We start from the raw sequence: 23188 nt of genomic DNA, 5'->3' as shown, positions 1-23188 counted from the left end.
TGCTATTCTGATTCCTCATTGTCTGCAGCCGAGGGCCGCGGCTTGATTGTGACAAGTCCCTGCGTCGGCAACGCCGGAGCGGTAGGGATGATAGGCAGGTCCAGCGGCAGAGTTTCCACATCTGGTCTCTTGCCCAGGGTATACGCCCACAGGCGGCGCTTGCCGTCGCGCGCGCTTACCTCGACCCGATCCAGCTTCGTGCGTAGCCTGTTCGGGTACCAAAGCAACTCGACCTTCCAGATATGAGCGATACCAAGTAGGTCCACCTTGGCGTCAATGAAATCGTCGTTGGCCTGCGTGTCGATGTTGCTGCCGAGGCCGCTGCGAGTCCCGCGCTTGAACCGGAAGAGCACCTTGTCCTCGACAAGATAACGAACGCTCTTGTCGTGGGTGATGCGCCGGATGCCAGGAAGGGCGTCGAGTGCCGTGCTAGCCTCTTGCGCAATGAAATCATGCATGAGTCCTGATCCAGTGCGCTGGAACACTAGAGTTGGCCATGCCGTATTGGAGATCAGGCGGTCCCAAGCCTTCAAGTGAAGGGACATCAGCACCTGCTCAAAACGTTCGAGATGGCGATACACATCGTCGGCAGTGGGGTGGCTCACGGTTGCGACTCACGCTGGTTTCGATGCGTAAAAGATACCAGCGCGAATTCGTAAATCAAACGAAAAAATTTCAGTATTCTTGCAAATCCATTGAGCGCTGTGCGCCTTGACCTCTGCACGCCGACGACTGAACATTAAAAGACCGCCATCATCGGGCTGGAACCCTCCGGCGGTCTTTTAAGGTGTGTTCGAAGATGTTGAACGTCGGCGCTGAAATTGTAAAGACCCCCGAAGCGGGTCGGTGAGCGGGGGGCTGGGACATACCCCAGCCCGAACATCAGGACGTCAGAACCTACAGCGTCAACAAATTTGGCCGGGAGATCGGGACAGGTTGCTCTGCCTCGACTGGTCAGTCGATGCCGATGAAATCCGCCAACGCGTTCCCATGCCCGAGGCACGGTCGGCGAAGGCAGCTCATGTGCAGGCCGTCATTGTCGCCGACGCCGTCATGTCGGCACGTCGAGAGCCGCTTCGCCGCATCTCTTATTCGCGCCGCAAGGGATGGTGGACGGATAGCAGCAGATATCGAGGGCGCGAGTTCACCTATGATTCTGTTGTGCCTGCCGTGGACGCCCTTATCGCTGCCGGCGTCCTTGTCGATCACGATCTTCAGCCCGCAGGGCGGGCGACCGGGATTCAATCAAGCTATCGGCCCGCAGCCTGGCTTGCGGGTACCAGCATGGCGAGACTACGGCGGAAGCCCGGCGAGTTGATCCGGCTGAAGGATTTGGCCGGTTCCCTTGTGTCTTACCGCGACACTGAGCGGACGCATAGGGAGCGAAAACTGTTGGAGAAGGTGAACAGCCTGATCGCAGAGGCGGATATTTCTTTGGAAGCGCCCGACGCCCATTTCGATGGCGATGTGATCCGCTTCGGGAAGCACTCGGTGTATACGGACATGCGGGCGTTGTATCGTGTGTTCAATGGCGCCTGGACGCAGGGAGGGCGCTTCTATGGAGGCTGGTGGCAGTCAGTGAAGTCGAAGGACCGGCAGCACTTTATCCTCGACGGCCAGCGCACGACCGAGGTCGATTACGAACAGCTTCATCCGAGGCTACTGTATGCGCTCGCCGGAAAGCATCTGGATGGCGACGCCTACACGCTTTCCGGATGGAACAGGAAGGTGTGCAAGACCGCCTTCAACGTCCTCCTGAACGCGTCTGGCTACCATGAGGCTCATGGCGCGCTGCTTCCGCACCTGGACGGCTGCGAAGTGTCCGCCCGTGACCTGATCCACGACATGAAGACCCGGCATCCCAAGGTCGCGCGCTATTTCCACAGCGGCATAGGATTGCGGTTACAGAACGTGGATTCCGAGATGTGCCGCTTCGTTCTGGCGGACATGTCCGTGAAGAAGGGAATCGTCGTCCTGCCAGTGCATGACAGCTTCATCGTGCCGGAGACGGCTACGGATGAACTGGTCACGACGATGAGAGTGGCCTTCGAGCGGGCAACGGCGAACATCGGAGATAACTAAACAAAAACGCGCAGTTAAAGCGGAAGTGGACTACAAATGCAGGCTCTGCCCCTGTACGGGCGTCGGCCTGCGGTGCGAGTCGCCCCGGTGTTGCGGTACCTAGCCTTCGGACGTGCCGCGACGCCGTCCCCTCTCTGGTCCGGCTGAAGGCCTCCTCGAAGAGCCGATGCTTTGACTGGAAACCCTCAAGGGGTTGGGAGGGAAAAGCTTTAGTCGGTCACTAAATCTTCTTGTTCCTTGCTCCGCCGTCAGACACGATTTTTCCATGAACATCATTTGGGAGGATCGTGATGCAGAAATATGAGCGGCCGATGGTTCGGATGGAATGCGAAGGGCAAGCCGTCATCAGGTTCGGCGATGGGACAGTCATGAACATTCTCCCTCATTGCGAGGCCGTGCCGGACGTTCAAACCTCTGATAGCCGCTGGCTTTGTCTTGACTGCGCCGCATATCATCTAGGCGGCTGGGCCGATCCGGATGTAGAGCAGTGGGTTGTTCGACATCGCCGGGACATCGGCTTCGATCGTGATGAGGAAAGCAATGCTCAGGCCATCGCCTATCTGAACAGGTGACGGCGCATGGCCTTTCAATTCGTCCACCTCGAATCCTACAGTCGGAAGTCGGACGCCAAGGGCCGCTCGACAGGATTCGTTCTGGCCGAAGCGCGCCGCGATCCGGTGGCATCGATCCATGTCCCGACTCCGGGAACTCCGGTCGTCGTCTTCGGCGTCGGCCCGGATGAGGTCGAATCCTTGCACGACGCAGCCGCTGACATGGCGAGGACGACGCCGAAGGGCGGAAAGCCGCGTAAGATTCGCGTCGATCAGCACACCCTGCTGACGGTCGTCGCCAGCCATCCCCATACCGTGGATGAAGTCCATGCCGATCCTCGGAAGCGGGCCGAAGTCGATCGTTGGGAGGAACTGACGGTGGACTGGCTCCGGGAGCTGTATGGCGATGCTCTCGTCTCTGTTGTCCGGCATGAGGATGAAACCTACTGGCACCTTCACGCCTACATCTTGCCGCCATCGCAGGACCTGAAGGCAGCGGCGCTTCATCCGGGGCAAGCTGCCAAGACTGCGGTCATGCAAGCCGGTCCCGGTGCAGATGAGGATTCAAAGACGCTGAACCGCCGTGGTGACGCTGCCTACCGTGCCGCCATGCGCGCCTGGCAGGATTCATATTTCGAGACCGTGGCGGTGCAGTGCGGCCTGACCCGCCTTGGCCCCGCGCGACGTCGCCTGACGCGTGCCGAGTGGCAGGCCGAGAGGACGCAGGCGAACGCGCTGCGCGCCTCTCTCGATCGTGCCGACGCTGTCCAAAGGAAGGTCGAATCCTTCGTCGCCCGCACGAAGACTGAAACTGAGACCCTGACGGCAACCGCCGTAGCAGATGCCGGAAAACTCCGAGCCGAAGCGGACGCTGCAAGGGCCGAATCCATGCGCCAGATGGAAGCCGCGAAGGAGGCGACCGCCGCCGCGCTGGTTGCGCAGGACCGAGCGGTTGCCGAACAGCGGCGCGCAAGGAGCATGATGGCGCGTGTCCGGGCAGAGGCCGAACGGGTCCAGAAGGCAGCGGCAAGGATTCAACGGCTACCCGGCCTGCTGCGCTCGCTTTGGGACGGATTCCGGCGATCGAAGGTTCAGGATCGAATCAGGCAGTCGATAGATTCGGAAATGTCCCTGCTCCGGGATCAGGCAGCGGCGGCAGCCGAACGTGCCAGTGCCGCCGACGCGGCGCGAAGAGCGGCGGAAGAGAGGCGCTGCAACATGGAGCATAGCCTTGCCGAAATCGGCATCCAGCGCGACGCCGCCTGGCGGGAACTGGCGAAGCTAAGGCCCCCGGAGACGCAGCCGTCTCTATCCGGCCGACCGAGCCCAAGACCGTGATTTTGGCCGGAAACGGCCTGTGTCCACAAATTGAAGGCCGGATTCAGGCCCGTACAGCGCGTCTGGCGAGTGTTGCCGTATCCGAACCCACCCCGAAACGTTCATCAGGCAACGCGCGCCGGAACTTGAAGTTCAGGTAGCCGGCATATCCTCGCGCGTAAGGATTCATGTCGTCTTGCCGACGCCAGTCCAGAGGCACCGAAGAGAGGGCCTGGAGTGTTCCGGGACCCAATCATGATGAGCATATCGGAGCGTTCAGCATGGCGCCGCCATCGGCGGGAACGCGGGAATTCGCGCATCCGGCGATCGGCTCCCGGTGGCAGCCACAGGAGCGTCAACGCAGTGCCGGCTTTGCCGGGACGCGGGACTGACTGCCCCCGACGCCGGATTCCCTTCCCAATCCTCGAACCTCGTGCACTGCGTCTTTCTTCCACCTTGCGTTTTCCTGGCGCAACGATTCTAAGTGAGGCATTGATTTGATGCGGAAGAATATGGGGATCAGAGATGACTGAACTGAATTTCAAGGGAAAGGAATTCGTCTACAATCACCATCTTTCGGTCCCTTTCCGTCCGTTGGAAATCCATGCGAACAAGGGTATCGGCGAGCCACGGCTGGACGGCAACCTGATCATCCAGGGCGATAATCTCCATGCCCTTAAGGCTCTGCTTCCTGTCTATGCCGGAAGGGTGGACTGCATCTTCATCGACCCGCCCTACAACACAGGCAATGAGGGTTGGGCCTACAACGACAACGTCAATTCGCCGATGATCAAGGAATGGCTGAACTCGAATCCGGTTGGGATCGAAGACGGCCTGCGCCATGACAAGTGGTGCGCCATGATGTGGCCGAGACTGAGACTACTGCACGATCTGCTCAATGATAATGGTAGTCTCTGGGTGACGATCGATGACAACGAAGATCATCTGCTTCGGCAGCTTTTAGATGAAGTGTTCGGCAGGGACGGTTACATCACCGAAATTGCCTGGCGGCATTCTGACAGCAGCAGTAATAACGCGACGCAGTTCTCTCAGGATTTCAACACCATATTCGTCTACTCTAAGAATGAATTCTGGGTGCCGAATTTTTTGGACAATCCAGAAAAGAGATCTCACTACCGGAATACAGACAACGACCCGAAAGGACCGTGGTATGACGGTGCGGATATTCAGAATCCTGCGATCAGACCGACGCTCCAATTTTACTATCCCGGTCCGAATGGGAACACGATCAAGCATCCGCCGAATGGTTGGCGGTGGTCGCGTGAGACAATGGATGAGAAATTCAAGACTGGCGAATTGAGGTACTCGCCAGACGGCACGAGGATCATCCGCCGTACCTATCTAGCTGACCAAAAAGGTTTGCCTCCATCCAGCTTCTGGGAAAATGTGGAAGAAACAGGTCATACAAGGGGTGCAAAGGTTACCTTGAAACAAGTCTTCGGCGACGACTACGCCAGTGACCTCTTTGCAACCCCAAAGCCCGTTCAACTTATCAAGAAAATCCTGGCGTTAGCTTCCGACAAAGACTCATTGGTTCTCGACTCCTTTGCGGGTTCGGGGACTACAGCTCATGCTGTGCTTGAAGCCAACAGAAGTGACGATGGCAATCGTCGTTTCATCCTTGTGGAGATGGAGGACTATGCGGACCGGCTTACTGCGGAGCGGGTGCGCCGCGTCATCAAGGGATATGATTTCAAAGGTACACAGAAGACCGAACTTCTGCGGGAACGTGTGAATTGGCGGACGCTGGAAAATCCGAACGCCATGACTGACAAGGTGCAGGGTATCGAAAACCTGCGTGGACACGAGTTCGACCGCATCAAGAAGGAAATCAAGGATTCGGAACTGGTCGTAACCGGGGAAAAGACTGTTACAGAGCGGGCGGAAGGTCTAGGCGGTGAATTCACCTACTGTACCCTTGGTCCGGAGGTGGAACTGGACAAGATCCTGACGGGCGAGACCTTGCCCGACTTCGCCGCTCTTGGATCAATTCTGTTCCACACCGCCATCAACCGAGCCTTCGATCCGGCAACGGCGAACCTCGACAAAGGCTACCTAGGTTCGAGTAGTGGGCAGCATGTCTGGCTGATCTACAGGCCTGATCTTGAATGGCTGAAATCTCCGGAGGCGGCTCTGACGCTCTCGAAGGCAAGGGAGTTCGCCGCTGCGTACCCGGAAGACAGACACCTCGTCTTCGCTCCCGCCCGCTACGTCTCCCAGAAACTGCTGGCTGAGGAAAACATTGCCGTCGAGTTCGTGCCGCTGCCCTTCGCGCTCTATCGTATTGAGCGGAGCTGACCGCGATGTTGCGCGAACTCGACTACCAGAAGCGCGTGCTGGAAACACTGGACGCCTATCTTGACCTACTGGGAGATGAGAAGGCCAAGGCCGATAAGGTGGCTGCGCTCGTCGCTGAACAGCCCGATCTCGGCATCGAACTCCCGGACTACGCCAGGAAGGCATGGGAGCGAATGGCGACGGCAGGCAAGTTGCCGACGTCGCGCGCCGCCATTCCCTTTTCACCGAGGGCCGACGGCGTTGGCCGGACCGTGCCGAACGCGGTCTTCAAGATTCCCACGGGCGGCGGAAAGACCTTTCTCGCCGCCAATGCGCTCTCCCGGATTTTCGGACGCTTCCTGAACCGGAATACGGGATTCGTGCTCTGGATCGTGCCGAATGAAGCGATCTACAGCCAGACCCTGAAGCGGCTGAAGGATCGGCAGGACCCCTATCGGCAGGTTCTGGACCGCGCCGCTGCGGGGCGCGTGAAGATCATGGAGAAATCCGATCGGCTCGACGCCCGCGACGTGGAAGGTCAGCTTTGCGTGATGCTGCTGATGCTTCAGTCGGCGAACCGCGAGACCAAGGACACATTGAAAATGTTCCGGGACCGCGGCGACGTCGCAGGATTCACGCCCCCGGAGGGCGACCAGAAGGCGCATGCCGACCTGATCAAGGCCGTCGGCAATCTCGATTGCTACGACGATCTGTTCCCGATGGTGAAGGATTCGCTCGGCAATGCGCTGCGCATCATCCGCCCCGTCGTCGTGCTGGACGAAGGACACAAGGCGGTTTCCGACCTTGCCTTCAAGACGCTCTATGGCTTCAATCCGCGCTTCGTGCTGGAACTGACGGCGACGCCGCACGATGTCCAGCCACGCGGCGGCAACGACCCCCGCGAAGGCCGTTATTCAAACGTTCTGGTGGAGGTGACTGGTCTGGAGCTTGATGGCGAGGGCATGATCAAGATGCCGCTCAACCTCATTCCCAAGCAGGGAACGGATTGGAAGAGCACGCTGAATGAATCCCTGAAGCAGCTAGACCTCCTGGATGCCAAGGCCGCCGAACTCCGCGCCGATACCGGCCGCTACATTCGCCCCATCATGCTTGTGCAGGTGGAGCGGACGGGCAAGGATCAGCGCAATGCCGAATTCATCCATTCCGACGACGTAAAGGACTGGCTGCTGACGGCAGGATTCGACGAAGCCGAGATTGCCGTAAAGACGGCGGAAACGAACGACCTCAACCAGCCGGAAAATCTCGATCTGCTTTCCCCGACCAACCGAGTGCGGGCCATCATTACCAAGTCCGCGCTTCAGGAAGGCTGGGACTGCCCCTTCGCCTATGTCCTATGCTCCTTGGCCGCCAGTTCCAATCTGAACGCCATGACCCAGCTTGTGGGCCGCATTCTGCGCCAGCCGGCTGCCATGAAAACCGGGATTCCGGAACTGGACGAATGCTACGTCGTGACCCATCACGCCGGAACTGGCGACGTCGTGAATGCCATCAAGAAGGCTCTTGAAGGGGATGGGCTGGGCGATCTGGTGTTGCGGGTCGTTCAGACGGATGCCACCAGCACCGCGAAGGCCAGTCGCACCATCCAGCGCCGCAAGGATTTCACATCGACCGACATATACCTGCCTCTGGTCCTGCATGTGGATGGCGAGCATATCCGTCCGCTCGATTACGAGACGGACATTCTCGCCAATGTGGATTGGCGCGGCTTCGATCCCAAGCAAATCGCGGACGGGATACCGGACAACGCCCATCGCCCGGAAGGACAGATTCAGCGTATCAGCCTCACGGATACGAGCGAGCATTTCAGGGCCGAGCGGGTGGCAGCGGCTGCGGAGAGCCTCGTCTTCGATCCTTCCTACGCGGTGAGGATGATTTCCGACCTCGTGCCGAATCCTTTCGTGGCGCGAGCGATCGTCGGAAAACTGGTCGACGCCCTTGTCGCGCGTGGGTTCACCGTCGAAAGGATCGGAGAGCTCGCCGGGCTGATTGTCGAGGAGATGCGCCGCAAGCTGGACGCCGCCAGATCAGGACTGGCAGAGAACCTGTTCCGGGAGAGGGTCAAGGCCGGAAGGATTCAGTTCCGGTTGCGCCTCGACAGCAAGAACTGGCGTATGCCTTTCGAATACGAAATGCCCGAGCCCGCGAGCTTGCAGCACCTTCCCCGGAGTGATGGCAGCCCTCTGGAAAAGAGCCTGTTCTCTCCGGTCTTTGCCAACGAACTCAATGGCGATGAACAACAGGTGGCCGTCTACCTGGATGAAGAAAAGGCCTTGAAGTGGTGGCATCGCAACGTCGCCCGGACTCAATATGGCTTGCAAGGCTGGAAGCGGGCCAAGGTCTACCCGGACTTCGTCTTCGCCGCCAATCGTGACAACGGCAGCACCCGCATCACCGTTCTGGAGACCAAGGGCGACCAGTTGGATAACCTCGACACCGCCTACAAGCGCGAGCTTCTGAAACTCCTCTCGGAGAGCTTCGCCTGGGATTCGACGGTTCCTGCGGGACAGCTTCAGCTCGTGCAGAATGACGGCGCAACGGTCGAATGCTCGCTCATCCTCATGAGCGAATGGAAATCGAAGCTGCCGGAGTATCTGAAAGACAGCGACGTCGCGTAGTCGCCCCGGATTTGCGCCGGTCCTTCTGCTGCCTCATCCTTTCCTGAAGGATTGGGGAGGTCGCCTATGGACAGGGAAATCAAGCAGAGTAAGCGACGCAGAACCTGCGCGGATTGGATTCGCCGCAACGTTGCCAGACGGCGCCGCCGCGATCCTGCTTCGAGAACCGTGCTCCATCTGCTCGGCCTGTTGTCGGCGATGCTGGCCCTGGTTCCGGAAAGTCCCGCTTCCGAGTTTCCTGAACGCGGAAAGAATTTCCGCCGGGATCGCCGGATTCCACCCTCGGACTATGAGCTTGGCGCTGACGCATGGGCACGAGAACGCGGCCTTGAGCCGATCTGGTACCCCGTTGATCGGCCACGGCCCCGCCCCTCCTGGAACCGTCTGGTGAAGGATCTGAACCGTCGATCCGCGAAGGACCGCGCACGGATCATGATCGAAGAGCGCGTTCCGCCGGAGGCCTTGGAGTGGCTGCGGGAGATGATTAAGGCGCAGGACTGGATCGCGCTTCGCCTAGTCGGACATGACCGTCCTGAAGGGGAAATCCGGGACCGGGCGATGATGGCGGCCCTACGATGGGAGCTTGAGCGTCAGACGAGCGCCGTCGCCTCCTCGGGCGCGACTGACGACGCGGGGGCGCCGGGGCCTACACTGAGGCCGAGGTTTTAGAATTACAAGGTCTCGCAGTCCGCGCTACCGCACTAAGGATCCCGATGCTTCGAGACCGCACTTCCGGACGTCGCGGTGGACCGCGCCGCCCCCACATGAGATGCAGAAAAATCGTCAAACCCGTTTAAGTTGACATACCGTGACCAGTAGCCGAATTCTTGGCCAGTATTGTTATGATTCTTGAGGGGGATTAATGGCTATATTAGCTGAGCATAAATTGAAAATTCGCTACGAGGGTGGGTTAGCGGATCAAAATGCGCTTCCGGGCTACGATGGGGTAACATCTATCGACGGAATTACTAGGGCCGTCCATATTGCCCTTCATGCCTACATGACGGGAGAGATCACTACTCGGGCAACAGCCTTGAAAAACGCCTCGGTTCTTTTGAAGCCTGCTCGTCAAGGCAGCTTCATATTCGAGTTGATAATCCTTGTTGAGGCCTATCCAGCAACCACTGGAATCGCGGCAGCTCTTGGCGGACCGATGTTGTATGACTTCTTGAAGACCGCATTCAAGCGGGCGACGGGAAGTCTCGATGCGGAGCCGGAGACCACGAGCCTTCGGAAATTGTACGAAAGGAAAGACCCCCCACCTCTGAAACATTCTCCAGTGGATTTCGATGAGTTGGCCGAAGTTCTCGAAGGCAGTCTTCAAGACGCACACCGCCCCATCGGAGCCGATGGAACGATAGGTACTATCTCTATAGGTTCCACGAAGCAGGAGTTGGTCAAATTTGATGAAGGCACCAAGGACTGGGTAAATACTCGTGAGGAAGCCGTAGGGCTGGAAGTTTTGCGAGGGAATGTCACCCGTTACAACTCGATGTCTCGAAATTCACGTGTTTATGTTGATCAGTTCGACCGTATCGTTCCAATGAGACCGGGAGGCGACTTCGCTGTCGGGAATCTCGCGCTGTTAACGTGGTCTCTTCACGGAAGTAACGTCGGTGCCCCCAACAAGCTGGATATGCGCGTTCGCCGTGTGAGCTCCGCAAGCGGCAAGGTGAAACGTTTGCTTCTGTCAGATTGCGCGAGAGCGCCTATTGACTGAAGCTAGTGCCTTGGAGAGAGGACGGCGGCTTTGATCCGATGCGATCGAATGCGCGAATGCCGTTGCGTTGGAAATCGCGGGCAAGGGCTTGTCCCGAGTTTTCGGTGGCGCATACCTCTGCGGCTGCGGCTGCGGCTGCGGCTGCGGCTGCGGCTGCGGCTGCGGCTGCGGCTGACGATGCAGGCGCCGCTGCCCCGCCCCCAACGCTGAAACCACGGCATTGGATTTCTCGGATCACTTGCCGTCATCTAATCCGTGATACAGGGCCGCTAGGACCGTAAGATCACAGCCGATAATGGCTGCGATCTTGGACGGGTGCTAAGTGTCGCCAGCGCCCACCGGGGAACCACTCCCCAAACAGCATCAACCCTTCTCTTCCGCGAGTTGGACGAGATTATCAAGTCGATCGATGATGCGCGCCCCTCCCTTGAAGTAGGCTGACACTCCCGCTTTCGTGCCGAGGAGCGTCTGCACTTCCTTGTTAAACTCGGAAGGGTACTTCAATGACATGCCAAGTTCATCGACGCGGTCCAGGTAATGTCTGTAGGCTTGCTCAAAAATCTTGAACTCGGCAATAATTTCGCGACTGACGGTGCATTCGGTGGCCTGCGTCATGGTTGGCTCCTTTCATTCTTCTGGAAATTCATGACGGGGCCTATTCTGCATTAACTTGCTGAATTGGCTAGAAATTCTATTTCAAGGACTCGGTGCGGCGGCGTCAATTCTAGGCATCGCGAATCCTTGCGAGTGAGAATTCAGAAGCCTCCGAATCCTTGCAGCAAGGACTCGTCAACTGTCGAATCCTTGGTGCGGTAACGCGGACTAAGCGGCAATCCTTGGAAAAATATTTCTACCGACTCGGGAGAAAAGTCTCCAACGCTCGGAGGCCCTGTTGCTGCATCGCTCTCGCCATCTCCAAGCCTGTGCCCGGAATCCTACTGCGGCGGACGAGGTGCCTTGCCCCGGTTCTACGTTCCCGGAGTACAATTTCGGCGCGATAGAACAGCATGCCTACAGCATCCGCGTGGGCCGTTTCGATAACTAGGACATCGAGCGCAAGGCCCCGGAGTATGGTTATAGTCGTCTTCATCGAAATCCTCAACAACACATTGATAACAATGAATTTATGTCGGATCACGGTAGTCGAGCCCAGGCTTTTGGGTATCATTTCCGGGGCAAACGATCGGATAGCGATCGGAATGTTAACATTACTGAGACTGGCACGACGGTTAGGCAGTGGTTGACTGTCGCATGGGGCGCCATGCTCGGAAGAGGCATGGCCCCTCCAAGGGGGATGCCGCAGGCCGCAGGCCGTTTCTGAGCGGCCCATGCGATTGTCACCGAGGCGCGGGGCCTCGCGACTATGCGGGAAGCCCGCTCGCCTCAGGCGAGCGACACGAGACCAGTGGCTCGTGTCGAAGGGATGGAGCATCGTCGTGGGGCAAGCTGAGGGGAACCCCTGCCGGGTTCTGGATGATACGTGATATCGGTCTTGAAATCCTGTCTCGACGGCGGTCCTTGCCAACGGGGTATCGCTCGGGGTATCACGCCGGGTATCGCAATTTCCGTAGCGTAATCGGGGCTCTATCGAACACCTTGGAAAAGCGGGTATCGCGCGGCTATCTGGCGGATTGTCCCACCCTCTCCGCCAGCCTTTAGGTCTTGATTGCCCGTATCCCCCCGGCCGTGCGCCTGCTGAGAATGGTCGAAAACTCATCAACCCTCCGGAAACCGGTAGACCACGTCTGCAAAAGAGCCAGTCGGAAACACATAGAAGAATTTCAGGTTGGCGGATGACTCGTTGCGGATGCCGTGTTCGGCGTTGCCGGGGATGAAGACGGTCGTGCCTGATTTGACCGTCGTTTCCTCTCCGTCGATCTGGACGATGCCGGTTCCCTCGAAGATGAAGTAGATTTCCGATGGGTCGTGGCGATGCGGCTTCAGTTCGCCGCCGGGCGCAAGGTCTGCGATGCCGGCGCTCATGCTGTCGGTGGGGGTGATGTCGCTGCTCAAGAGCGTGTGCCAGGAGATGGAGCCGTGGACGGGGTCGTTCCATCCGTCGCGCGGGCGTTCTTCGGCTGTGGTGATAACAGCTTGCGATGGCTTGGTCATTTTGCCTCAAAACGGTGGGTGAGCAACAAGTCGAAACGGTGTCATAACGGCTGTGAATGTCAATTGGCCGGGTCCGGATATCGACGTCTTCCGGCCGTGGTTCGTCAGGTTTGATGACGGCAAGAGGCGGGGCCTGATTGACGATGGATCATCGGGAGCGGGAGGTTTTCCCCGCTCCTTTGCTTCGCGTTTCCCCTCCGCCGCTCAGGTCCGGCGGATGAAGTCCGATATCAGGCCGGTGACGGTTTCGGGGGCATCTTCGAAGCAATAGTGCCCGACGCCGGCAAGGCGTTCGATGGGGGCTGCGGGGAAGATCGCGGAAAAGAGCGGCAGGAAGTGTTCCGCGTGGAGCGTCCGGTCGGCGTCGCCCCATATGGCGAGTGCCGGCTTGCCACGGATGATGCGCTCGGCTGCCGGATCGGGCGTTTCGAATTGGTGCGCGCCGGTCGCAAAGCCCTTGGCCCAACCGAGCGCTCCAAGGCACTCGGCCGCAGTGGCAAAAGGCGTGCCATAGGCATCGAGCCAGGCGTCGTCGATGACGGCGTTGTTTTCGAAGCCATTGAGCTTGAGGGTGCTGAGAATGCTGAAGCCAAGATTGCTCAACACAGGCTCAAGTGTGCCGTCGGCTTCTGCCTTGATGATCCATTGAAACCAGGGCGATACGGCGGCATTGGCCAATCCGCGATCCATGCTGTCCGGCTGACCGAAGGGTGTTGGCCCGTTCGTCGAAATGATGCGCCGGATGCGGTGGGGATGACGGGCGGCAAAGCCCATGCCGACCGGACCGCCGAAATCATGCATGACCAGGGTGATGTCGGTGAGGTCGAGCGCCTCGACGAAGGTCTCCAGATTGGCGATGTGGTCCTGTAGCCAATAGCTGCGGGCGGCCGGCGTTTCGCTCTTGCCGAAGCCCATTTGGTCGGGAACGACGACGCGGTGCGTGCGGCTCAGCGTCGAGATGAGATGGCGAAAGAGATAGCCCCAGGTCGGCTCGCCATGCAGGCAGAGGATGACCTCGCTGTCGCGTGGCCCTTCATCGACGTAATGCATCCGGAAACCCGGTGCCTCGGTGAAATGGGGTGCGAAGGGGAATGTGCCGGCGAATGTCGCATCAGAAGGAATCACGATTGTTCTCCTAGAGTGGTTTTAGTTTGCAACCATGATGTCAGTATCTCTTGTGGTTTTAGTTTGCAACCCTTATGTTGGCTGACGACGCAGGCACTGGATTGAGTTCGCGGCGCGGCATCGGCAGACACGGAAACAGGCGAGGGCAGGGCGGCATGGCCAAGAGAGTTAGCCACAAGGATTCGATGTGCGGCGTGGCACGGCCGCTGGACGCGATCGGCGACTGGTGGTCGCTCTTGATCATCCGCGATGCCTTCGATGGGCTGCGCCGGTTCGGCGAATTTCAGAAGAGTCTCGGGCTTGCCAAGAACATTCTCTCCGCCCGGCTGCGCAATCTTGTTGCTCACGGCATTCTCGATACCGTGCCCGCCTCCGATGGCAGCCCCTATCAGGAATATGTGCTGACGCGGAAGGGACAGGGGCTGTTTCCGCTGCTGGTGGCGCTTCGCCAATGGGGCGAGGATTTCTTCTTCGCGCCGGATGAGCCGCATGTGACGCTGGTCGACAGGGTGACAAGCCTGCCGGTGCGGCGGCTGGAGCTGCGAGCGCAGGATGGGCGCATGCTTATGGCGGAGGATACAGTGATCGTGGTGCCGCCGGAACAAGATCAAATAAATTAGCCGGCGAATGTCTTTCAGGCTCTTCCGCCGAGGCTACTCGGCGACCAGGCCGCTTCGGCGCAGCAGCGAGAGGAAAAGCAGCGGGATCAGCGTCGTCAGGATGATCGTCACGAAGGCCATGGCCATGCCTAGGCCGATCGAGCCCTGCTCGAACTGCCGCCAGATGAAGGCGGCGATGGTCTGCATGCCGACGGGCGCCAGCACGATCGAGGCGACAAGCTCGCGCGAGGCGAGCGCGAAGACGAGCAACATGGCGGATGCCAGGCTCGGCAGCACCAGCGGCAGCAGGATGCGGCGGAAGACGGTGAGCGTTCCGGCGCCGGAGACGCGGGCGGCGGCCTCGAGATTGTCGCCGATCTGCTGGAAGGCGGCCGCGGAATAGCGCGCCGTCTGCGGCAGCAGGATGCAGCAATAGGCGAGCAGCAGGATGATGCCGGTATTGTAAGGGGTGAAAGGCAGGCCGGGCATGTTCCAGACGAGGATCAAGCCGACGGCGACGACGATGCCGGGTAGCGCATTCGGCAGCACCGTCATGATGTCGATCAGCATCCGACCGCGCATCCTCGTCTTGACGACGGCATAGGCGGCCACGACGCCGATGAGGCCTGTCACGACGGCGGTGCCGATACCGAGCGCCAGGCTGTTGCCGAGGGCTGCGAGCGCGCCGGCGCTGTTGCCGAAGACGGAGGCGAAATTGTCGAGGCCGAGATTGTCGATGACGAGGCCGCGCGAAATCGTCTTCGAGAGCGCGGTTGCGAGGATCGACAGCATGGGCACGCCGGTCGCGAGGAACGAGACGATGCCGAAGGCGAGCAGAACCGGCGCCGTCATTGCGCCGAGCGGCCGCTTGTCCTTGCTCTGCGGCTTGCCGCTGACGGTCTGATAGGAGCGGCGCGACAGGATGCGGCGCTGGATGAGAAATGCGACCAGCGAGATGATGACGAGGGTCAGCGACAGGACGGCAGCCCCCGGCAGATCGATCGGCCAGTCGCCGATGCGCGTATCGATGCCGGTGACGAGGACCTGGAAGCCAGCGCGGCGGCCGAGTGCTGCCGGCGTGCCGTATTCCTCGATCGCGGCGGCGAAGACCAGCAAGAGGCTGGCAGCAAGGCCGGGAGCGGAGAGCGGCAGCGTGATGCGCCAGAAGGCGCGCGCCGGCGAAGCGCCGAAGACGCGGCCGACATCGGCATAGCGGGCACCGACGGCTTCGACCGTGCGCGACACTGCGAAATAGACGACCGGAAAGGTGTTGAAGGTCATGACCACGGTCATGCCCGCCAGCGAAAAGAGGGTCGGGGCGAGATTGAAGCCGACGAGCTGCTGGAGATAGCCGCGCGGCTGCAGCGTCATGATCCAGCCGAGCGTCGCGATATAGGGCGGGATCATGAAGGGCGTCAGCAGCAGCACGTCCCACATGGGCGCGAGGGGAATGCGGTAGAGCGCCCGCAGCACACCGAGGGGAACGGCGATGAGTGCCGAAGCTAGAACGACGGCGCAACCGAGAAGGATGGTATTCGTCGTCATGCCGATCAGTGCTTCATCGGCCAGCGTCTTGCCGATGGCCGAGAAGGGTGCCGCAAACGAGCCTTGCCCGAGCGAGGGAAAGACGGCCTGCAGCACGACGGCTGCGAAGGGAAAGGCGACGATGACGATCAGCCCGAGGGCTGCGAGCCAAGCTGCCGGCACCGGAGCGCCTGTTCCCTTCGCACTCATTCTCTCAAGCCTTACTTGCCGCCGAACAGGTCGCCGACCTGCTTCAGCGTTTCCTTGCGCTTGCCGTAGACGGCGTTGACGTCGTAATCGAGCAGCTTCAGATCGCCGACGAGAGGACGCGAGGCTGGAATGTCGGCGCGGGCCGGCATCAGGTAAGTGCCGGCGACCAGCTTCTGGCCTTCATCCGAGAGCATGTAGTCGACGAACTTCTTGGCTTCGTCCTGGTGCTTGGACCAGTTGAGGATCATCACCGGACGCGGCGCGATGACCGTGCCGGACTGCGGGAAGACCACGTCGATGCTTTCGCCCTTGGCCTTGGCGGCGAAGGTGATGTAGTCGACCGCGCCGAAGACGGCCGCCTTGGCGCCCTGCAGCACAGGATTCAGCGCTTCGGCATTGGCGCCGGCGATGATGGCGCCATTGTCCTTCAGCTCCTTGAACAGCTTGTAGTTATCCTTGCCGCCGAGGGCCGCGGTCAGCTCGAAGGAGGAGCCGGACTGGGCGGGATCGGGAATATTGACGAGATCCTTGAATTCCGGCTTGGCGAGATCGGCCCATTCCTTCGGCTCGGACGTGCCACTCTTGGTGTTCCAGGCGATTCCGAGAGCGGAAACGCCCTGGGCGACGGCTGTATCGGTCTTCAGGAAGGCCGGCACCTTCTCGGCATTCGGGCTGGTGTAGGAAACGAGCCAGCCGCGCTTGGCAAAATCCGTCGCCGTATCCCAGGAAGCCGAGATCAGCACGTCGACGGCGGGATTGGCAGCTTCGGCCTCGATGCGCGCCATGACCTTGCCGGTCGTTGCCTGGAAGACGTTGACCTTGATGCCGGTCTGGGCCGTGAAGCCGGCGGAAAGCTTGTCGATGAGGTTCTGCGGGCCGGCGGTGTAGACGGTGATATCGGCATGGGCAACGCCACCCAGAAGGGCTGTGGAAAGGGCAAAAACTGCAATGGTCTTCAGCGATTTAAACATGTTTTCCTCTCTATGGCTTCGTAATGTTCCTGTCAGAACCAAAGGATGCCGTTGGCATCGACCGAAAGGCCGATTTGCTCGCCCGGCCGGATCTTGATCGGGCTCAGAACCTGAAGTTCGACGCCCGTCGTGCCATGCGGCGCGGCGGTGACGAGATGGCCGTCGCCGCGGAAATGCGAGCGCACGGCGGTTGCCGGCAGGTTCGGCCAAGCGGTTTCGCCAAGAGAAATGGCGCGCGTGGGGATGAGGATTCTGGCTTTCTCCTGCCCCGGCCGCGCCGTATCCGACAGCACATGCGGGCTTCCCGCCAGCCGCCAGCCATTGTCGCGCCATTCGAGATCGGCCGTGCTGCCGAGCCGCAGGAATTCGGCAACTTCCGGCGATGCCGGGCTTTCGATCAGCACATCCGGCGAGGCGAGCTGGGCGATTTCGCCAGAGCGCATGATGGCGACCTCATCGGCAAGCGTCAGGGCTTCGCTATGGTCGTGCGTGACGTAGATGGCCGTCAGGCCGAGACTGGCGATGAGTTCGGCCAGCTCGCCGACCATGTTTTCGCGCAATTCGCGATCGAGATTGGACAGCGGTTCGTCGAACAGGATGAGCTGCGGTTCGGCGACGATGGCGCGAGCGATGGCAACGCGCTGCTGTTGGCCGCCGGACAGATCGCTCGGGCGTCGCTGGGCAAGTGCCGCCAGCCCGACGCGCTCCAGTGCCCGCATGGTGCGTGTTTCCCGATCTGCCTTCGCGACGCCGCGCATTTCAAGGGGAAAGGAGACGTTGCCGCCGACCGTCAGGTGCGGCCACAGAGCATAGTCCTGAAACACCATGCCGAGGTTGCGCTTTTCCGGCGGTATGAAGGTTTTCAATGCCGCATCGGCAACGATCTGGCCGGAAATGCTGATCCTGCCTTTTGTCGGGGCGAGAAGGCCGGCAACGAGGCGTAGAAGGGTGGTCTTGCCGCAGCCGGATGGTCCGAGCAGCGCCAGCGTCTGTCCTCTCGCGAGCGAAAGATCGATGCCGCCGAGAACGATCGCCTTGTCGTAATGAAGTTCCAATCCCGTCGCCGAAACGGCAGCCTGGATGCGGCTTGCGTCACTTGTCATCTAAAAAATCGGTGTTTCGGAAAAACTGCAAGCCTGAGTAGAGGCGCCGCGTGACAACGGCATGACAATGGCGTGACGAATTTGCTGCAAAACCGGACGGCAGAAGGCGATGCGGCAATGACTACTGAAGTGGCCACAAGAAGATCTGTCCTATAGGCGGCATGTCATAAGTTGATCACATGGCGAATCAGCCTTGAAGGACGATTGTTTCACTAAAAAACAAGATTTTGATCGATTAGATCGGCAATACAGCCATTCGTTTTTAGTGTAGCAGAAGGGGTTTACTCTTCACCTTTATCGGCTATTTGAGCCACTCAACTCATTTGTTCGATTCTGATCCGTCTCGATCTGCGGTCGAACTGTGTGGGTGATGGAGCCGTCGGCCGGTTATTTTGCATGAGGGCTCCGGCCCTCATTGCAACTTCGGGCCGGAAGCGGGATTCGTGCAATGGGCGTGCCTCCGAAGTCCGGTTTCAAGGGCGGAGCACCATCGAACGGCGCAATATCAGGGAACCGATTCTTGAGTGTAGAAAGTACCGTAATGCCTGAACGTATCGCGCGGGAATGGAATAGCCTTGTCGAGCAGACTTCGGCCGAAACACATCAGATCGTCTACGCGATCGTCCACGATCATGAGGGCGAGTTGCAGCAGCGCTACAGGGCCTATCTGGAAGGCGATCCAGACCTCGCTTCCCTCGTCGGAGAGGATGCCAGCCTGACGGCCTTCACGGCCCGGTTCATGGAATGGATGAAGAGACTCGTCGACCCGAATGCGACCTCCGGCGAGCTGTTTTTCTCCGAACAGGATAGCCTTGGCGAGACCATGGCGCGCATCGGCTTTCCCCCGCACGCCGTCTCCAGGTCGATACGCAAGATCAAGCTTTGGTTCCTGCGGCATCTCGCCGAAGCCGATTTTTCCCGGCAGCAGCTGATCGATGCGATGGCCTTCGTCATTGGGCTCTTCGATATAGCGCTAGAAGTTCGCGAAGCCAGCTATCAGAAGGGTGTCGCTTCGAATGCGCGGGTCAACGAAGCCTATCGCCTGCATCTGCTCGGCCAAAACCTGGCGATGGAGCGGGAACGACAAAGGGCTGCCCTGATGGAATGGGGGCATGGCATACTGGCCGCCTTTTATCAGAATACGGCTTCCAGCGAGCTGCCGCGGCTCTCGAAAAGCGAGTTCGGCCTGTGGCTGAATCACAAGGCGCATATCCTGTTCGAGCGTCAGCCGAAACTCGAGCTTATCAAGCAGCTGGTCAGCCGCATCGATGGCGAGCTCGTTCCGGTGCTGGAGCGCGCAAGCTTCGGCGATCGCTCCCAGATCAGCGACGCTGCCGGAAAGATCGAGGAGGAGTTGTCAGCGATCAAGTTCCTGCTGAACAGCATCTTCGAAGCTCATATCGAAGTCGAAAGCGGCCGTGACCCCCTGACGCAATTGCTGACCCGCCGGTTCATGCCATCCGTGCTGATGCGCGAGATACAATTGCAGAAAATGTCCGTCGCTGCCGGTTTCTGCGTGTTGCTGCTCGACATCGATCACTTCAAGCGTATCAACGACACGCATGGCCACAAGGTCGGCGATCAAGCGCTGAGGGCCGTCGCGGCAGCGATCACCGAAAGTGTTCGCCAGACAGATTTCGTCTTCCGCTACGGCGGCGAGGAGATGCTGATCGTGCTTGTCGAGTGCGACGAGGCGATGGGCTTGCAGGTCGCCGAGAAGATACGCGCGGAGATCGCCAGGCTCTCGGTTCCGCTGGCCGATGGCGGCAGGCTTGCCGTAACCGCCAGCATCGGCGTTGCCGCCTTCGGGGGCGAACTGGATTATGAGCGTATCCTGGCCCGTGCCGACAAGGCGGTCTATGAGGCGAAGGAAGGCGGGCGCAACAGGATCACGCTGGCGCCGGCTGCATGACAAGGCTCAAAGCCCGCCGCGGAATGAAGGTCAGGCCCGTCCGGCATCGACCGCGAAGGGCATTCGCCAACGGTTCGTCCGCGGCCGAACTATTTCAGGTCTTCCGCCGTCTACACTGCAGCTCTCATAGGAGAATTTGCAATGTTGACGAAGGAAGCCGAATTCGGCGCCACTGAGAGCGCCCACCAACACATCGAGATCAAGCCGAGCGTTCTTTATATCGGTACGCCCGTCGTTCTGATTACGAGTCTCAATGCCGACGGCACGACGAATATTTCGCCCATGTCCTCGGTCTGGCCTCTCTTCGACCGGGTGGTTCCCGGCCTGACCTCTGCCAGCAAGGGGCGGGAAAACCTGGAGCGCGAGCGCCAGCTCGTGTTGAACTTCCCCTCGCCCGAGCTATGGCCGAAGGTCGAAGCGATCGCACCGAAGACGGGCCGCAATCACGTTCCCTCGCACAAGGAAAAAATAGGGTACCGTTTCGAGGCCGACAAATTCGATGTCGCCGGCTTGACGCCGCAGGCCTCCGATCTCGTGCGGCCGCTGCGTATCGCCTAATGCCCGATCCAGTTCGAAGCGGAGGTAGTGGCGTCCCATTCCCCCGGTGCGGAATGGCCATCGGAGCGTGTCGATTCCTTCCGGATCATCGAGGCGAAGGTCGTTCGGGTCCACGCACACAGGGATATCGTGATCGCTGGCACCAATCACATCGATACCGGCAGGTGGAGCCCGCTGCTTTACGTGTTTCGACATTATTTCGGCGCCGGGCCGGATCTCGGCCGCACTTTCAAGGCCGAGAGATGATGCATGCAATTTCGGACAACGCCCATATGACACATTACAGTCCGCACATGAAGTTGTGCGCAACCCCGCGAGCAATTTATGGCCGTTCGGTCCGCGCGTCACAGAGCGGCGTGTATACAACGCCGTCAATTTTCACGCACGGAATGTCTGAAATTCTGCCAACCCTTGTGGGCCGGGGCCGCGGGGGTGGCTCACCACAGCTCCCGTGGCGCAATTGCCTCGAAGCGCTGAAGAACGCTGACTGGCGGCAGCTTCAATCATTCGGCAAATGGCGGACAATCAATGAAGGTCGATTGTTTGCAAAGGCAATGAGCGATCCAGTTCTCCGCCCGAAAATGCTTCTTTGACTCTCAGTTGATTGACGAAAGAGCCACTGCCGCGAACGCCGTTAATCCAGCGAAAATCAGCAGGAGTTTCGTCATGATGAGCTGCGCAAGCTTTCGCTTTTCTGTGTCCGTCACGCTCTTCTCGCTTCGAAAAATAATTGCTCATAAAACCTTGCTACGCCGCAATTGGAATAACAGTGTCGCTTAGTGTGCAGAAAATAGCACCAAGGACACGCCTTGGCTATAGGTGCGTCGCTCGGCACGACGTTGGGGAGTGTTTACTTCTCGTGCGCAGGCGCGCACCTCATAAGAGGTCGAAAGTTTTGCATGCTAAAACCCATATCTGCATCATCGTTGCGTTTGGCGCGCGTGTTGTTGCGCAAATGCGCCGCTGCCGGAAATGCTCTTTCGGACCACTCTCGGCCGGGCTCCGTTGGAACAAAAGACGATCCACCAGGGAGTGCCCGCTTTCCTAGCGGGCCGAAGTTGGGGTACAATCACGGGCGGCTTAATTCCTTAGCAGTCGGCTCTGCTCAGCTTCCCAAAGCTCCTTGGGCGTCTCGGAGTGTGGTGTCTTCAATTGAAATAACTTTAGCCAATAACATCCCAATAAGACTCTACATTTGGCTCGGACGCGCTTATAGAGAGCGGCGTTCGTCAAGCGTCTATATACGATTTAATTGTTTTATGGTGCTTGAGGCGTCGACCCTTGGCAAAGCACTAACGAGATGAAAGGTTTTAGATGAAAGTTGATTATTCGAAGGCGACGCTAAAAGAATTGAATGAAATCATTGCTGATGCAGTCGCGGCTCGAAACAAGATCATCTCGACACGCAGGTCGCAACTTCTCGCCGAGCTGAACGAGCTTGATAAGTTGTCCAAAGCAGGCTTAGGGAAGACCGCCAGAGAAGTGCCTAGTTCAAAGGCTATCTACAGAGACGACAAAGGAAACTCATGGCGCGGCAGAGGCCGCATGCCTCAGTGGCTGAAAGATGAAGTTGATGGCGGCGCAAAGCTAGAAGATTTTGAGGTGCACGAGGCGAAGGACGACTAGATTTGGTTTGAATCCTCCTTGTATGGACACAAAAAAAGCAAGTGGCTTAGGTGCGATTGTCGCCATAGACCATTTGTATTATGGCAGCTACTTCGTCCACGACCTCAAAGATGACAGTCATCTATCGCGCCAATTTGGCCATTCCATCAACGCCAAGCCCATATACGCTACTGAAAAATTGTGGTGGGCACCGCTGGTTCAGATCGCTTCAAGAGCAAAAGCTGCATGTTGGTTTGCGTTGAGAGTTGACCTGGGATTGGAGTGAACCCCTCGGGCTGGACCAGCGATGCGCTTCAAACTAAGCCAGCTGCTGGGCGAATTGGGTTTCAAATTCTGCTGGTGACCTGTAGCCGAGGGCTGAGTGCAACCGCCTGGCATTGTAGATCTCGTCGATGAACCTGGGCAAGCGGTCAGCCACGTCCGCGAAGGTCTCGTAGCCAGCAGGGTAGATATCTTCCACTTTTAATGTCTTCATGAAGCTCTCTGCCTGCGCATTATGATTGCCGACGGCGCTGATGGAGCCCTGTAGACCAGCGGCATCAAGCGCCCGTCGATAGGTCTCACTAGCGTATTGGCATCCGCGATGCGGGTGTCGAGCGTGTGATGACCGGAAGTCGGCGGCCTTGCAATGCGACGCCCTGTTCGCAGCCGGGGCTGAAGGCTGGCCTTGCAGAATTGCGCGAAGGTGACGTGCTGGTCGTTTGGTAGCTTGACCGTCTGGGCCGGTCACTTTCCCTCCTGATCCGGATCGTTGATAATCATAAGATACCCAGGGTTGTCTTGTACTCTTGACGGAAGGTGATCGACACAACGAATTCGGAATGCCTAGCAGATCTATGACTAT

At 59.1% G+C, this 23188-nt stretch carries 22 protein-coding genes; 13 read left to right on the top strand and 9 right to left on the bottom strand.

Annotated elements, in window-relative coordinates:
• Window positions 1-2: 2 nt before the first annotated feature.
• Window positions 3-605 (bottom strand): hypothetical protein, encoded by a 603-nt coding sequence (locus ACIQWP_RS25575; RefSeq protein WP_402793600.1) that lies wholly within the window; start codon window positions 603-605, stop codon window positions 3-5.
• A gap of 418 nt (window positions 606-1023) precedes the next feature.
• Here ACIQWP_RS25575 and ACIQWP_RS25570 point away from each other — a divergent pair, with 418 nt between their 5' ends.
• The 7 genes from ACIQWP_RS25570 (at window position 1024) to ACIQWP_RS25540 (ending at window position 10604) form a co-directional block, all read left to right on the top strand.
• Entirely contained in the window at window positions 1024-2082 is a 1059-nt protein-coding gene (locus ACIQWP_RS25570) for a hypothetical protein (RefSeq protein WP_402793598.1), read from the top strand.
• Window positions 2083-2372: 290 nt separating this feature from the next.
• On the top strand, window positions 2373-2654 hold the full coding sequence (locus tag ACIQWP_RS25565) for a hypothetical protein (RefSeq protein ID WP_107676654.1): 282 nt from the start codon (window positions 2373-2375) through the stop codon (window positions 2652-2654).
• A 6-nt stretch (window positions 2655-2660) separates the two neighbouring features.
• The gene (locus ACIQWP_RS25560) at window positions 2661-3971 is read left to right on the top strand and encodes a hypothetical protein (protein ID WP_402793595.1); all 1311 of its coding nucleotides are present in this window, start codon (window positions 2661-2663) and stop codon (window positions 3969-3971) included.
• Between the two features lie 504 nt (window positions 3972-4475).
• The gene (locus ACIQWP_RS25555) at window positions 4476-6269 is read left to right on the top strand and encodes a site-specific DNA-methyltransferase (protein ID WP_402793593.1); all 1794 of its coding nucleotides are present in this window, start codon (window positions 4476-4478) and stop codon (window positions 6267-6269) included.
• Window positions 6270-6274: 5 nt separating this feature from the next.
• Entirely contained in the window at window positions 6275-8884 is a 2610-nt protein-coding gene (locus ACIQWP_RS25550; RefSeq protein WP_402793591.1) for a DEAD/DEAH box helicase, read from the top strand.
• A gap of 66 nt (window positions 8885-8950) precedes the next feature.
• Window positions 8951-9553: a hypothetical protein gene (locus tag ACIQWP_RS25545; protein WP_402793589.1), complete on the top strand. Its 603-nt coding sequence runs from the start codon at window positions 8951-8953 to the stop codon at window positions 9551-9553.
• A gap of 193 nt (window positions 9554-9746) precedes the next feature.
• Window positions 9747-10604, top strand: a complete 858-nt coding sequence (locus ACIQWP_RS25540) for a hypothetical protein (protein ID WP_402793587.1) — start codon at window positions 9747-9749, stop codon at window positions 10602-10604.
• A gap of 363 nt (window positions 10605-10967) precedes the next feature.
• On the opposite strand, the gene ACIQWP_RS25535 is transcribed toward ACIQWP_RS25540, so the two are convergent.
• From ACIQWP_RS25535 to ACIQWP_RS25525, 3 genes are all read right to left on the bottom strand, one after another.
• The gene (locus ACIQWP_RS25535; protein WP_402793585.1) at window positions 10968-11219 is read right to left on the bottom strand and encodes a hypothetical protein; all 252 of its coding nucleotides are present in this window, start codon (window positions 11217-11219) and stop codon (window positions 10968-10970) included.
• Between the two features lie 1101 nt (window positions 11220-12320).
• The gene (locus tag ACIQWP_RS25530; protein ID WP_402793584.1) at window positions 12321-12716 is read right to left on the bottom strand and encodes a cupin domain-containing protein; all 396 of its coding nucleotides are present in this window, start codon (window positions 12714-12716) and stop codon (window positions 12321-12323) included.
• A gap of 204 nt (window positions 12717-12920) precedes the next feature.
• The gene (locus ACIQWP_RS25525; protein WP_402793582.1) at window positions 12921-13841 is read right to left on the bottom strand and encodes an alpha/beta fold hydrolase; all 921 of its coding nucleotides are present in this window, start codon (window positions 13839-13841) and stop codon (window positions 12921-12923) included.
• Between the two features lie 155 nt (window positions 13842-13996).
• Here ACIQWP_RS25525 and ACIQWP_RS25520 point away from each other — a divergent pair, with 155 nt between their 5' ends.
• Complete coding sequence (locus ACIQWP_RS25520; protein ID WP_402793580.1) at window positions 13997-14461, top strand: winged helix-turn-helix transcriptional regulator; 465 nt, start codon at window positions 13997-13999, stop codon at window positions 14459-14461.
• 33 nt (window positions 14462-14494) lie between these two features.
• Here ACIQWP_RS25520 and ACIQWP_RS25515 read toward each other — a convergent pair whose 3' ends face one another.
• Genes ACIQWP_RS25515 through ACIQWP_RS25505 form a run of 3 tightly spaced genes read right to left on the bottom strand, consistent with a single transcriptional unit; the run spans window position 14495 to window position 18248 of the window.
• Window positions 14495-16174 (bottom strand): ABC transporter permease, encoded by a 1680-nt coding sequence (locus ACIQWP_RS25515; protein ID WP_402793578.1) that lies wholly within the window; start codon window positions 16172-16174, stop codon window positions 14495-14497.
• A gap of 11 nt (window positions 16175-16185) precedes the next feature.
• Entirely contained in the window at window positions 16186-17145 is a 960-nt protein-coding gene (locus ACIQWP_RS25510) for an ABC transporter substrate-binding protein (protein WP_402793577.1), read from the bottom strand.
• Between the two features lie 32 nt (window positions 17146-17177).
• Window positions 17178-18248, bottom strand: coding sequence for an ABC transporter ATP-binding protein (locus ACIQWP_RS25505; protein WP_402793575.1), 1071 nt, complete (start codon window positions 18246-18248; stop codon window positions 17178-17180).
• A gap of 541 nt (window positions 18249-18789) precedes the next feature.
• Here ACIQWP_RS25505 and ACIQWP_RS25500 point away from each other — a divergent pair.
• From ACIQWP_RS25500 to ACIQWP_RS25490, 3 genes are all read left to right on the top strand, one after another.
• Complete coding sequence (locus tag ACIQWP_RS25500) at window positions 18790-20160, top strand: diguanylate cyclase (protein WP_402793574.1); 1371 nt, start codon at window positions 18790-18792, stop codon at window positions 20158-20160.
• 141 nt (window positions 20161-20301) lie between these two features.
• Entirely contained in the window at window positions 20302-20718 is a 417-nt protein-coding gene (locus ACIQWP_RS25495) for a flavin reductase family protein (RefSeq protein ID WP_402793572.1), read from the top strand.
• 27 nt (window positions 20719-20745) lie between these two features.
• Window positions 20746-20964: a hypothetical protein gene (locus tag ACIQWP_RS25490; RefSeq protein ID WP_402793570.1), complete on the top strand. Its 219-nt coding sequence runs from the start codon at window positions 20746-20748 to the stop codon at window positions 20962-20964.
• Between the two features lie 279 nt (window positions 20965-21243).
• Here the strand turns inward: ACIQWP_RS25490 and ACIQWP_RS25485 are convergent, their stop codons facing one another.
• Window positions 21244-21456 (bottom strand): hypothetical protein, encoded by a 213-nt coding sequence (locus ACIQWP_RS25485; protein WP_402793568.1) that lies wholly within the window; start codon window positions 21454-21456, stop codon window positions 21244-21246.
• Between the two features lie 576 nt (window positions 21457-22032).
• Between ACIQWP_RS25485 and ACIQWP_RS25480 the strand changes: the two genes are divergently transcribed.
• Window positions 22033-22344 carry an H-NS family nucleoid-associated regulatory protein gene (locus ACIQWP_RS25480; RefSeq protein ID WP_402793566.1) on the top strand — a complete coding sequence of 104 codons (312 nt, stop codon included), beginning with the start codon at window positions 22033-22035 and terminating at the stop codon, window positions 22342-22344.
• A gap of 22 nt (window positions 22345-22366) precedes the next feature.
• Window positions 22367-22609, top strand: coding sequence for a hypothetical protein (locus ACIQWP_RS25475; RefSeq protein WP_402793564.1), 243 nt, complete (start codon window positions 22367-22369; stop codon window positions 22607-22609).
• A 33-nt stretch (window positions 22610-22642) separates the two neighbouring features.
• On the opposite strand, the gene ACIQWP_RS25470 is transcribed toward ACIQWP_RS25475, so the two are convergent.
• Complete coding sequence (locus tag ACIQWP_RS25470; protein WP_402793562.1) at window positions 22643-23074, bottom strand: integrase core domain-containing protein; 432 nt, start codon at window positions 23072-23074, stop codon at window positions 22643-22645.
• Window positions 23075-23188: the final 114 nt, after the last annotated feature.

The sequence above is a fragment of the Rhizobium sp. NPDC090279 genome, from assembly GCF_044769665.1.
Taxonomy (GTDB): domain Bacteria; phylum Pseudomonadota; class Alphaproteobacteria; order Rhizobiales; family Rhizobiaceae; genus Rhizobium.
The sequence above is the reverse complement of the archived record's forward strand: the minus strand, read 5'-3'. Positions and strand labels throughout refer to the sequence as shown.